Here is an 11,622-nt window from a genome sequence, read left to right on the forward strand (position 1 = left end):
CCAAGTCCCGGCCGCGTCCCGGCACGGGCTCCCGACCGGAGGGTGGGCAGTGTGGCTCGAGACCGGCTGTACCCCGAGGCGGCGTCGACAGGGCAGGTGCGCATGAGCCTGTCACTGCGCTTCGCCGCCGGGTCGCACAAGGGCATGATTCGCGAGGGCAACGAGGACTCCGGCTACGCCGGTCCCCGGCTGCTCGCGATCGCCGACGGCATGGGCGGCCAGGCCGCCGGTGAGGTCGCCTCCTCCGAGGTGATCTCCACGCTGGTCACGCTCGACGACGACGTCCCCAGTTCGGACATCCTCACCTCGCTCGGTGCCGCGGTGCAGCGCGCCAACGACCAGCTGCGGATGATGGTCGAGGAGGACCCCCAGCTGGAGGGCATGGGCACCACGCTCACCGCCCTGCTGTGGACGGGCCAGCGCCTCGGCCTGGTGCACGTCGGCGACTCGCGGGCGTACCTGCTGCGCGACGGCGTGCTCACGCAGATCACGCAGGACCACACCTGGGTGCAGCGCCTCGTCGACGAGGGCCGGATCACCGAGGAAGAGGCCACGACCCACCCGCAGCGCTCGCTCCTGATGCGCGCGCTGGGCAGCGGTGACCATGTCGAGCCCGACCTGTCGATCCGTGAGGTCCGGGCCGGCGACCGCTATCTGATCTGCTCCGACGGGCTGTCCGGAGTCGTCTCGCACCAGACGATGGAGGACACCCTCGCCAGCTACCAGGGCCCGCAGGAGACCGTGCAGGAGCTGATCCAGCTCGCGCTGCGCGGCGGCGGCCCCGACAACATCACGGTGATCGTCGCCGACGTCCTCGACGTCGACGGCGGCGACACCCTCGCCGGACAGCTGAGCGACACCCCGGTGATCGTCGGCGCGGTCGCCGAGAACCAGGTGCAGCCCGCCGACGGCGGGGCGATGCAGACCCCGGCCGGCCGGGCCTCCGGGCTCGGCCGCACCGCGCCGCACCAGCAGCCCCCCGCGGGCGGCTTCGGTCCGCCCGGCAGCGGCGACGACCACGGCTACGGCGGGATGCCGCCGCAGGGTTCCTTCGGCTCCTACACGGACGAGGACTTCGACAAGTACGCCAATCCGCGTACCGGCCGAAAGTGGCTGAAGCGGAGCTTCTTCCTGCTCCTGGCGCTCGCCGTGCTCGGCGGCGGCGCGTACGGCGGCTACCGCTGGACGCAGACGCAGTACTACGTCGGCTCCAAGGACGAGCACGTCGCGCTGTACCGGGGCATCAGCCAGGACCTGGCCTGGATCTCGCTCTCCGACGTGGAGAAGGACCACCCCGAGATCGAACTCAAGTACCTCCCGCCGTACCAGCGGAAGCAGGTCGAGGACACGATCACCGGCGGCAGCCTCGGCAAGGCGCAGACGAAGATCGCGGAGCTCTCCGCGCAGGCCTCGGCCTGCAAGAAGGCCGAGCAGCGCCGCGAGGCCGCCGACAAGGCCGCCGACCAGGCGAGCAAGCCGCCCGCCGACGGTTCCGCCACCCCCGATTCCAAGCCCACCACAGCCGCTCCCTCCCCGGGCCCCACCCTCACGGAGGACGAGCAGAAGCTGGCCTCGAACTGCGGCAAGCAGTAAGCACCCGTAGGGGGCCTTTCACCACCATGAGCGTTGTCACCAACACGACCACCATCGGCGCCATCGAGGCGCCGAGCCGCCGCAACACCGAGCTGGCGCTGCTGGCGTTCGCCGTCGTCATCCCGGTGTTCGCCTACCTCAACGTCGGCCTGGCGATCGACGGCAAGGTGCCCGCGGGCATGCTCGGGTACGGGCTCGGCCTCGGCCTGCTCGCGGGCGTCGCCCACCTCGTGGTGCGTAAGTTCGCGCCGTACGCGGACCCGCTGCTGCTGCCGCTGGCGACCCTGCTGAACGGCATGGGACTGGTGCTGATCTGGCGCCTGGACCAGTCGCCGCGCATCATCAACCGGTACAAGACGTTCACCCCGGACGCCCCGAGTCAGATGCTGTACTCGGCGATCGCCGTCGCGATGTTCGTGGGCGTCCTGCTGCTCCTGAAGGACCACCGGGTCCTCCAGCGCTACACGTACATCTCGATGGTGGCGGCCCTCGTCCTGCTGCTGCTGCCGCTGGTGCCGGGCCTCGGCGCCGATGTCTTCGGCGCCAAGATCTGGATCAGCGTCGCCGGTTTCTCCATCCAGCCCGGCGAGTTCGCCAAGATCATCCTGGCGGTCTTCTTCTCCGGCTATCTGATGGTGAAACGGGACGCGCTGGCGCTGGCCAGCCGCCGCTTCATGGGCCTCTACCTGCCGCGCGGCCGTGACCTCGGCCCGATCCTCACCATCTGGGCCGTCAGCCTCCTCATCCTGGTCTTCGAGAACGACCTCGGTACGTCGCTGCTGTTCTTCGGCATGTTCGTGATCATGCTGTACGTGGCGACGGAGCGGACCAGCTGGGTCGTCATGGGTCTGCTGATGTCCACCGCCGGCGCGGTCGTCGTCGGCTCCACGGCCGGCCACGTCAAGTCCCGTGTGGCCGCCTGGCTCGACCCGTTCGAGTGCCTGAAGACGGCTCCCGAGGGCTCCAACATGGCCGCCGCCTGCGACCAGATGACCCAGGTGCTGATGTCCTTCGGCTCCGGCGGCATCCTCGGCACCGGCCTCGGCCAGGGCAACTCCGACCTGATCGGCTTCGCCGCCAACTCCGACTTCATCTTCGCCACCGTCGGCGAGGAGCTCGGCCTGGCCGGCGTCATGGTCTTCCTGCTCCTGTACGGCCTGATCATCGAGCGCGGCGTCCGCACGGCCCTCGCCGCCCGCGACCCGTTCGGCAAGCTGCTCGCGATGGGCCTGTCCGGCGCCTTCGCGCTCCAGGTCTTCGTCGTCGCCGGCGGTGTGATGGGGCTCATCCCGCTGACCGGTATGACGATGCCGTTCCTCGCGTACGGCGGTTCCTCCGTGATCGCCAACTGGGCCCTGATCGGCATCCTGATCCGGATCAGCGACACCGCGCGCCGCCCGGCGCCCGCCCCCGCCCCGTCCCCCGACGCCGAGATGACCCAGGTGGTCCGTCCGTGAACAAGCCCCTGCGCCGGGTCGCGATCTTCTGCGGCCTGCTGGTCCTCGCCCTGCTGCTCCGCGACAACTGGATCCAGTACGTCCGCGCCGACGAACTGAACGCCCACCCGAAGAACCGGCGCGTCACGATCGAGCGGTACGCCAACGTCCGCGGCAACATCATCGTGGACGGCAAGCGCATCACCGGCTCCGTGGACTCCAAGGACCCGTACTACCGGTTCAAGCGGACCTACACCGACGGCCCGATGTGGGCCCCGGTGACCGGCTACGCCTCGCAGGCGTACGACGCCAACCAGATCGAGAAGATCGAGGACGGCATCCTCACCGGCAACGACGACCGGCTCTTCTTCGACCGCACGCTGGCGATGTTCACGGGCGAGGAGAAGAAGGGCGGCGACGTCGTCACGACGCTCAGCGGCGCCGCCCAGAAGGCCGCCTTCGACGGCCTCGGCGACAAGACCGGCGCGGTCGTCGCCATCGAGCCGAACACCGGCAAGATCCTCGCGCTCGCCTCCACCCCGTCGTACGACCCCTCGTCCTTCGCCGGCTACTCCGCCAAGGACGAGAAGGCCTGGATCGCGCTGGAGAAGGACCCGAAGAAGCCCAAGCAGAACCGCGCGCTGCGCGAGATCTACCCGCCCGGCTCCGTCTTCAAGGTCGTCACGGCCGCCGCGGCGCTGGAGAACGGCGAGGTCACCGACATCGACGCACCGACGGTGACGCCGGAGCCGTACAAGATCCCGCTCTCCAACCGGAACATGGTCAACCACGCCTCCGGGTGCGAGAACGCCAGCCTGAACACGGCCCTCGAGGTCTCCTGCAACTCCGTCTTCGCCAAGCTCGGCGACGACGTCGGCCGCGACAAGATGGTCGAGATGGCCGAGAAGTTCGGCTTCAACGCCGAGCAGTTCACCCCGGTCCGCTCGGCCGCCTCCGTCTACGACAAGAAGGCGGACCGCGGCGGAAACGCGCTCTCCTCCATCGGCCAGTTCAACACCGCGACCACGCCGCTGCAGATGGCCATGGTCACCGCGGCGATCGCCAACGACGGCAAGCTGATGAAGCCGTACATGATCGACTCGCTGGTCGCTCCGAACCTCGACGTGATCAAGAAGAACGAGCCCGAGGAGATGAGCCGCCCGGTCTCGCAGGAGACCGCACAGAAGCTCCAGCAGATGATGGAGAACGTCGTCACCAAGGGCACCGGCACCAAGGCCGACCTGAACATGGACGGCGTGAAGGTCGGCGGCAAGACGGGTACGGCCCAGCACGGCGAGAAGAACGCCAAGCGCCCTTACGCCTGGTTCATCTCCTACGCCAAGACCGACCAGGGCGCGCCGGTCGCGGTCGCCGTGATCGTCGAGGACTCCGAGGGCACGGACCGTGAGGACATCAGTGGTGGCGGTCTCGCCGCCCCGATCGCCAAGGCCGTCATGAAGGCGGTACTGAAGAGCAGGAGCTGACCTTGCGGCCGGGCACCGGCCAGGTACCGGTCAGGTATCAGGTGCCGGTCGCGGGCGGATCGCCTTCCCGTGGCCGGTAGCGTATGCGCGAACAGCACACCGCCGGACCACACACGGGTGCGGTCGGGACAGACGGAGAGGGCTGGATCAGTTATGGAAGAGCCGCGTCGCCTCGGCGGCCGGTACGAGCTGGGCTCGGTGCTCGGCCGTGGTGGCATGGCGGAGGTCTACCTCGCCCACGACACCCGGCTCGGCCGCACCGTCGCCGTGAAGACGCTGCGGGCCGACCTCGCCCGCGACCCGTCCTTCCAGGCCCGGTTCCGCCGTGAGGCCCAGTCGGCCGCCTCGCTCAACCACCCGGCGATCGTCGCGGTCTACGACACCGGCGAGGACTACGTCGACGGGGTCTCCATCCCGTACATCGTGATGGAGTACGTCGACGGCTCGACCCTGCGTGAGCTGCTGCACTCCGGGCGCAAGCTGCTGCCCGAGCGCACGCTCGAGATGACGGTCGGCATCCTCCAGGCGCTGGAGTACTCGCACCGCGCCGGCATCGTGCACCGTGACATCAAGCCGGCGAACGTCATGTTGACGCGGACCGGTCAGGTCAAGGTCATGGACTTCGGCATCGCGCGCGCCATGGGCGACGCGGGCATGACCATGACGCAGACCGCGGCCGTCATCGGCACGGCGCAGTACCTCTCCCCGGAGCAGGCCAAGGGCGAGCAGGTCGACGCCCGCTCCGACCTGTACTCCACCGGATGCCTGCTGTACGAGCTGCTGACCGTCCGCCCGCCGTTCGTGGGCGACTCCCCGGTCGCGGTCGCGTACCAGCACGTCCGCGAGGAGCCGCAGCCGCCGAGCAACTTCGACCCCGAGATCACCCCGTCGATGGACGCCATCGTCCTGAAGGCGCTGGTCAAGGACCCCGACTACCGCTACCAGTCCGCGGACGAGATGCGCGCCGACATCGAGGCCTGCCTCGACGGACAGCCGGTCGCTGCGGCCGCGGCGATGGGCGCGGCGGGATACGGCGGTGGCTACGGCAACGGTTACGGCGGCTACCCGCCGGACGACCAGCCGACGACGGCCCTGCGCCAGGCCGACCCGGCCGGCCAGACCTCGATGCTCCCGCCGATGAACCCGGACGACGGCTACGGCTACGACGACCGCCCGGACCGCCGCCGCCAGAAGAAGTCGAACACCTCGACGATCCTGCTGGTGCTCGCGGGCATTCTGGTGCTGGTGGGCGCGATCCTGATCGGCCAGTCGATCTTCGACGGCAAGGAGGGCACGGACCAGGTGCCCGTGCCGCAGCTGGTGGGCCACACGCTGCCGGAGGCCGAGGGCCTGGCGAAGAACGCCCAGGTGAAGGTCGTGCAGTCCGGTTCCGAGCGCTGCGAGCAGCCCAAGGGCAAGATCTGCAAGCAGACGCCCGCGTTCGACGGCGTGGCCAAGATGGACGTCGGCGAGACGATCTCGGTGGTCGTCTCCGAGGGCGCGCCGCAGATCGAGGTCCCGGACGTCGTCGAGAAGTCCCAGGAGAGCGCGGAGAAGCTCCTCAAGGACAAGGGCTTCACGGTCGTGGTCAAGCAGGAGGAGTCCGAAGAGGACCCGGGCACGGTTCTGGAGCAGAGCCCGAAGGGCGGCACCTCGGCGGAGCAGAACTCCCCGGTGACGATCACGGTCGCGAAGAAGGAGAAGTCCCAGCTCCCGGACGTCACCGGCCGCAGCTACGACCAGGCGGTCCAGGACCTCAAGCTCCTCGGCTTCGAGAACGTCGCCCGCCAGGACGTGGACTCCGAGCAGCCGCTCAACACGGTCGTGGGCATGAACCCGACCGGCAACAGCGACCAGCCCAAGGACGTCCAGATCACGCTGAAGGTCTCCAAGGGCCCGCAGCAGACCCAGACGACGATCCCGCTGGGCCTCACGGGCAAGAAGTTCGAGGAAGTGAAGCAGCAGCTCGAGGCCCTGGGCCTGAGCGTGCAGCAGCAGGGCTCGGACAAGGGCGACGCGACGGTCATGGGCACGAACCCGCCGGAGGGCAGCCCGGTCACCACCGGCCAGACGATCACCGTCTTCACGGTGGGCGGCAACGGCGGCAACAACGGCGGCGACGGCAACGGCTTGTTCGACTAGCCGCATCGACGCACCTGCAAAGAGCCCCGGCATCCGTGAGGATGCCGGGGCTCTTTGCAGGAGCGGACCTGTGGCACAAGCGCTCGATATCCGGTCGTGAGGGTGGGGTGGGGAATCGCCACGACCGCCTTCACGCCGGACGCCCGGGCCATCGCCGAGGAGCACGGCGTGGGCGTGGTGGACCGCGCGGCCCTGGAGAGGTGGAGCGCAGGAGTGGCGCTTCCGGTCCTTCTGTAGCCGAGCAGAGCCGCACGACAGGGGCCCGAAGTCGCAAGGAGAAGTTGCGGCTTCGGGCCTCGGCCAGTTTAGAACCTCTGACTGAGGTCCTTACGGGACCTCAGTCACCCCTACCGCAGCTCCGCCGGTGGCGTCCTCGCCGCGTCCACCTTCTCCGTGCGCTCCAGCTCGCCCCACACGATGTAGCGGTGGTCCGACGTGTACATCGGCGTGCACGTCGTCAGCGTGATGTAGCGGCCCGGCTTCGTCTTTCCCGACTCCTTCGGGACCGGCTGGAGGACGTCCACGTTGTACTTCGTCGTCTCCGGCAGGGTCTTGTAGACCTTGTAGACGAACCACGTGTCCTTCGACTCGAAGACGATCGAATCGCCGTTCTTCAACTTGTGGATGTTGTGGAACTTCGCCCCGTGCCCGTCCCGGTGCGCCGCCAGCGTGAAGTTGCCCTGCTTGTCCTGCGGGAGGGCCGACTTGATCGGGTCGAGGTAGTAGCCCGCGACACCGTTGTTCAGCGTCTTGGTGTCGGTGCCCTTCTTGACGAGTATCTCGTCGCCGCCCATCCCCGGGACGTGCAGGAAGCCGATGCCGCCCTTGGTGTCCAGGGCGCCCGGGCCCTGCGCCGCCCACTGGTCGCGGACCTGGTCGCCGTCGCGGCCGGCGGCCCGGTCGGCGAGGACGTTGGTCCACCACAGCGAGTAGACGACGAAAAGACCGAGCACCAGGCCCGCGGTGATGAGGAGTTCACCGAAGACACTGATGACTCCCGCGATCCAGTTGCGCGCACGTGCCACTGCGTCGTCCCGTCCTGAGGTGTGGGTCGTGAGGTCGAGGGTCTCAGCCTACGAGCGCGTCCGGCTTTCCCTTGCTACGCGGGCGTTCCTCGACCATCTTGCCCCACACGATCATGCGGTACGTACTGGTGAATTCGGGCGTGCACGTCGTCAGCGTGATGTACCGCCCCGGTCCCTTGAAGCCCGACTGCTTCGGCACCGGGTCGATCACCGACACGTTCGACGGCGCGGTCTGGGGCAGGATGCTCGCCATCTCGTAGGTGTAGTACGCGTCCTGGGTCTCGACGACGATCGGATCGCCGGGCTCCAGCTGGTTGATGTAGCGGAAGGGCTCGCCGTGCGTGTTGCGGTGCCCGGCCACGGCGAAGTTGCCCTGCTTGTCGGAGGGCATCGCGGTCTTCAGGGTGCCCTCCGCGTAGTGGCCCACCATGCCCCGGTCCAGGACCTTGGGCTTGTCGATGCCCTCGGCGACCGGGACGACGACGTCCAGCTTGGGGATGTACATGATCGCGAAGCCCTGACCCGGCTCGAAGGCGCCCGGCGCGCGGCCCTGGGCCCAGGCGTCCTCGATCTGCTCCTTGGCCCGGTCCGTCTGCTGGCCGGCCCGTATGTTCGTCCACCACAGCTGGTACGTGACGAACAGCAGCATCACCACGCCGAAGGTGATGAACAGCTCGCCCACCACACGGCTCGCGACGACGCCCACGCTCTCCTTGCGGGCCCGGGCAGCACGGCGCGCCTCGACGCGCGAGAGCGGGGCGGCAGGGGCCTCTGTGGCCGGCTCGGGCGCGCCTCTGCGCCCCTTGCCCCTCCCCTTGGCGGCCCGGCGGCGCTCGGCCCTTCCAGGGCCGGGTACGGGCGCGGGAGAGGCCGCGGGAGAGGCCTCCAGGGTCCGCAGGGCCATCGTCTCGTCGTACGGCTCCTCGTACGGCTCGACGGGGACCTCGAAAGACGGCTCGGGTTCGGGTATCGGCTCGTACCCCGCCCCCGGCTCGTACGCCCCAGCCGCCTCGTACCCGGTCGGCTCGTACCCACTCGGCTCGTACGCCGTCTGCTCGTACTCGTACCGCGGCGCCGGTACCTGTACCGCCTCAGGCTCCGGCACCGGTTCCGGCACGTTCGTCGCCCGGAACCACGGCGACCCCGTCGTCACGCGACGGCCTTGCCCACCACCGGCGCGAGCCCCGCCGACCGGCCCACCGCCCCCTTGTCGCCGCACTGCTCCAGCCAGTTGGCGAGCATCAGGTGGCCGTGCTCGGTGAGCACCGACTCGGGGTGGAACTGCACGCCCTCGACGGGCAGATCACGGTGGCGCAGCCCCATGATGATGCCGTCGTCCGTCCGCGCCGTGACCTCCAGCTCGGCCGGGACCGTCGCGGGCTCGGCGGCCAGCGAGTGGTACCGCGTCGCGGTGAACGGCGACGGCAGGCCCGCGAAGACGCCCTTGCCCTCGTGCGTGACGAGCGAGGTCTTGCCGTGCAGCAGCTCGGGGGCGCGGTCGACGACACCGCCGTACGCCACCGCCATCGACTGCATCCCCAGGCAGACACCGAAGACGGGCACGCCGGTCGCGGCGCAGTGGCGCACCATGTCGATGCAGACACCAGCCTGTTCGGGCGCGCCGGGCCCGGGCGAGAGCAGGACACCGTCGAAACCGTCCTGCGCGTGGCTCAGTTCCACCTCGTCGTTGCGCAGCACCTCGCACTCGGCGCCGAGCTGGTACAGGTACTGAACGAGGTTGAAGACGAAGCTGTCGTAGTTGTCGACGACGAGAATCCGCGCGCTCACTGGCCGTCCACCGTCACATCGTTGAACGGAAGCAGCGGCTCCGCCCAGGGGAACACGTACTGGAAGAGGGCGTAGACGATCCCGAGGACGAGGACGAGCGAGATGATCGCCCTGACCCATGCGTTGCCCGGCAGATGCCGCCAGATCCAGCCGTACATGACGTCCGCTGCCCCTTCCGTTCGTTACGGGCACCAGAGTACGGGGCATCGGCCCCGCGATGGGTCAGCCGACCAAAGCCGGTGGCTTGCCCTGCGTCACAGGCTGGGTGGCGTCCAGGTGCGCCCAGGCGATCAGCCGGTGGCTGCTGCCCCACTCCGGCTCGCAGGTGGTGAGGGTGAGGTAGCGGCCGGGCCCGTCCAAGCCGGCGGCGCCCTTCTTCAGGGGCCGGGGCACGGGGTCGATCACGCCGATGTCGGTGGGGACGGTCCGGTACGGCTTGCGGTCGATGCGGTACGTGAACCAGGTCGTGCCGTCGGTCAGGACGACCGCGTCACCCGGGCGCAGCCGGGGGAAGTCCTTGAACGGATCTCCGTACGTGCGCCGGTGGCCCGCCACGGAGAAGTTGCCGGTCTCGCCGAGGCGGGCGGTGGCCGGGTAGTGGCCGAGGCCCTTCTTCAAGAGCGACGGGGAGGTGCCTTCCAGGACGGGCCACTCCCAGTTCTTGCCGAGGCGGGGGATGTACATGACGGCGACGCCCCGGCCGGGCGTGTACGCCTTCGGGGGCGCCGGGGCCGCGGTCGCGTCGGGTACCGGGACCGGCTGGTCGACCCACTCCTGCTCCAGCGTGTCGATCTGGCCGGCCGTGGCGCTCTCGGCCTGGACGCCGGTCCAGAACATCACGTACACGACGAAGAGGACGATCAGGGTCCCGACGGTGATGCACAGCTCGCTGAACGTCCGGACGATCAGTCGCACCGCCACCGGCCGGGCCCTCCCCGCAGTCAGCTCAGCAGTCAGCTCACAGGCTTCGCGTAGTGGAGATCCACTGTGCCGGAGTAGCCGGGAAGAGTCACCGTCTTGTGCTCGTCCACTTTCCAGCCGAGCCCGTAGGCCTTCACGTACAGCTGGTAGTTCTGGACGGCCGGCGAGTCGGCGAGCGCCTTGTTCAGCTTCTCCCGGTCGCCCACAGCGGTGATCTTGTACGGGGGTGAGTAGACGCGGCCCTGGAGGATCAGGGTGTTGCCCACGCAGCGCACGGCGCTGGTGGAGATGAGCCGCTGGTCCATGACCTTGATGCCCTGGGCCCCGCCCTTCCACAGGGCGTTCACGACGGCCTGGAGGTCCTGCTGGTGGATGACGAGGTCGTTGGCCTGCGGCTCGGGGTAGCCGGGGGCGGCCTGGGCGTTCGGCGGGGCGTCGTTGAGGGTGACGGTCAGGCCCGCCCCCGACGTCTCGGTGGTCCCGGCGGCCGTCTCCAGGGCGCGCAGCTTCTTGTCCTCGGCGCTCGTGGAACCGTCGTCGCGGGCGGCGAGGGAGTCGACCTGTCCGCGCAGGGCGGCGGTCGACTCGTCCAGGCCCGCGTTCTTGTGGCTGCGCTCCTCGATGAGGTCGGAGAGCCTCAGCAGGGAGGCGTCCGTCCGGATGTTGGTGCCCTTGGCCGTGTTGAAACTGGTCACGAAGATCAGTCCGGCGAGGGCGAAAACGGCAGCGGTCAGCACCCGGACGGGGCGCCACCTGGCGGGTCGGCCCGGCCCGGGGGAAGAGTCGGCGGAATTGCTCAACGTACCCTGATCCCCTTCGGTGCCGTGGAACCACTACGCTAACGGACGCCCGGGGGACGCAGTGGTCCTCCTACGTCACCCAGCCGTCCGCCCCGGCGCCAGCCACAGTTCCCTGCGCGGTCACGCAGCGCATCGACAGGAGAGTCCCTCGTGCCGAAGTCACGTATCCGCAAGAAGGCCGACTTCACGCCCCCGCCCGCCAAGCAGGCCACCAACATCAAGCTGACCAACCGCAGCTGGGTGGCTCCCGTGATGCTGGCGCTGTTCGCGATCGGGCTGGTGTGGATCGTCGTCTTCTACGTCACCGACGGCACGCTGCCGGTGAAGTCCATCAACAACTGGAACATCGTGGTGGGCTTCGGCTTCATCGCGGCCGGGTTCGGCGTCTCCACGCAGTGGAAGTAGCTGCTTCACGGCCTGCCCGTCAAGCCTT

12 protein-coding genes are annotated in these 11,622 nt (G+C 69.1%); 6 read left to right on the plus strand and 6 right to left on the minus strand.

The annotated features are described in order from the left end of the window. Nucleotides 1-102: 102 nt before the first annotated feature. The 5 genes from ACFV9D_RS09195 to ACFV9D_RS09215 all read left to right on the plus strand — a co-directional run bounded on the left by ACFV9D_RS09195 (nucleotide 103) and on the right by ACFV9D_RS09215 (nucleotide 6,892). A complete protein-coding gene (locus ACFV9D_RS09195; RefSeq protein ID WP_385143282.1) occupies nucleotides 103-1,593 on the plus strand; it encodes a Stp1/IreP family PP2C-type Ser/Thr phosphatase in 1,491 nt (496 codons plus the stop codon). A gap of 26 nt (nucleotides 1,594-1,619) precedes the next feature. Beyond that, nucleotides 1,620-3,050, plus strand: coding sequence for an FtsW/RodA/SpoVE family cell cycle protein (locus tag ACFV9D_RS09200; protein ID WP_385143285.1), 1,431 nt, complete (start codon nucleotides 1,620-1,622; stop codon nucleotides 3,048-3,050). Beyond that, nucleotides 3,047-4,513: a peptidoglycan D,D-transpeptidase FtsI family protein gene (locus ACFV9D_RS09205; protein WP_385143288.1), complete on the plus strand. Its 1,467-nt coding sequence runs from the start codon at nucleotides 3,047-3,049 to the stop codon at nucleotides 4,511-4,513. Before ACFV9D_RS09200 ends, ACFV9D_RS09205 begins: the two co-directional genes overlap by 4 nt. Nucleotides 4,514-4,666: 153 nt before the next feature. Further along, entirely contained in the window at nucleotides 4,667-6,655 is a 1,989-nt protein-coding gene (gene pknB, locus ACFV9D_RS09210) for a Stk1 family PASTA domain-containing Ser/Thr kinase (RefSeq protein WP_385143291.1), read from the plus strand. 102 nt (nucleotides 6,656-6,757) lie between these two features. After that, nucleotides 6,758-6,892: a hypothetical protein gene (locus tag ACFV9D_RS09215; RefSeq protein WP_385143294.1), complete on the plus strand. Its 135-nt coding sequence runs from the start codon at nucleotides 6,758-6,760 to the stop codon at nucleotides 6,890-6,892. A 110-nt stretch (nucleotides 6,893-7,002) separates the two neighbouring features. Here ACFV9D_RS09215 and ACFV9D_RS09220 read toward each other — a convergent pair whose 3' ends face one another. From ACFV9D_RS09220 to ACFV9D_RS09245, 6 genes are all read right to left on the minus strand, one after another. Further along, complete coding sequence (locus tag ACFV9D_RS09220) at nucleotides 7,003-7,680, minus strand: class E sortase (protein ID WP_385143297.1); 678 nt, start codon at nucleotides 7,678-7,680, stop codon at nucleotides 7,003-7,005. 43 nt (nucleotides 7,681-7,723) lie between these two features. Then, the gene (locus ACFV9D_RS09225) at nucleotides 7,724-8,833 is read right to left on the minus strand and encodes a class E sortase (RefSeq protein ID WP_385143300.1); all 1,110 of its coding nucleotides are present in this window, start codon (nucleotides 8,831-8,833) and stop codon (nucleotides 7,724-7,726) included. Continuing rightward, nucleotides 8,830-9,468: an aminodeoxychorismate/anthranilate synthase component II gene (locus ACFV9D_RS09230; RefSeq protein ID WP_385143302.1), complete on the minus strand. Its 639-nt coding sequence runs from the start codon at nucleotides 9,466-9,468 to the stop codon at nucleotides 8,830-8,832. Before ACFV9D_RS09230 ends, ACFV9D_RS09225 begins: the two co-directional genes overlap by 4 nt. Beyond that, nucleotides 9,465-9,626: a hypothetical protein gene (locus ACFV9D_RS09235; protein WP_385143305.1), complete on the minus strand. Its 162-nt coding sequence runs from the start codon at nucleotides 9,624-9,626 to the stop codon at nucleotides 9,465-9,467. Before ACFV9D_RS09235 ends, ACFV9D_RS09230 begins: the two co-directional genes overlap by 4 nt. A gap of 64 nt (nucleotides 9,627-9,690) precedes the next feature. After that, on the minus strand, nucleotides 9,691-10,389 hold the full coding sequence (locus ACFV9D_RS09240; RefSeq protein ID WP_385143308.1) for a class E sortase: 699 nt from the start codon (nucleotides 10,387-10,389) through the stop codon (nucleotides 9,691-9,693). Nucleotides 10,390-10,421: 32 nt separating this feature from the next. Further along, nucleotides 10,422-11,189, minus strand: coding sequence for a DUF881 domain-containing protein (locus ACFV9D_RS09245; RefSeq protein WP_385143311.1), 768 nt, complete (start codon nucleotides 11,187-11,189; stop codon nucleotides 10,422-10,424). Nucleotides 11,190-11,339: 150 nt separating this feature from the next. Here ACFV9D_RS09245 and crgA point away from each other — a divergent pair, with 150 nt between their 5' ends. After that, the gene (gene crgA, locus ACFV9D_RS09250; RefSeq protein ID WP_329118500.1) at nucleotides 11,340-11,594 is read left to right on the plus strand and encodes a cell division protein CrgA; all 255 of its coding nucleotides are present in this window, start codon (nucleotides 11,340-11,342) and stop codon (nucleotides 11,592-11,594) included. The last annotated feature ends 28 nt before the right edge of the window (nucleotides 11,595-11,622 follow it).

The organism is Streptomyces sp. NPDC059875 (assembly GCF_042731085.1).
Lineage (GTDB): Bacteria > Actinomycetota > Actinomycetes > Streptomycetales > Streptomycetaceae > Streptomyces.

What these genes read in the sequence shown, in the direction of transcription:
- ACFV9D_RS09195 (WP_385143282.1), top strand. Translation starts at nt 103, where the DNA reads ATGAGCCTGTCACTGCGCTTCGCCGCCGGGTCGCACAAGGGCATGATT.
- ACFV9D_RS09200 (WP_385143285.1), top strand. Translation starts at nt 1,620, where the DNA reads ATGAGCGTTGTCACCAACACGACCACCATCGGCGCCATCGAGGCGCCG.
- pknB (WP_385143291.1), top strand. Translation starts at nt 4,667, where the DNA reads ATGGAAGAGCCGCGTCGCCTCGGCGGCCGGTACGAGCTGGGCTCGGTG.
- ACFV9D_RS09235 (WP_385143305.1), bottom strand. Translation starts at nt 9,626, where the DNA reads ATGTACGGCTGGATCTGGCGGCATCTGCCGGGCAACGCATGGGTCAGG.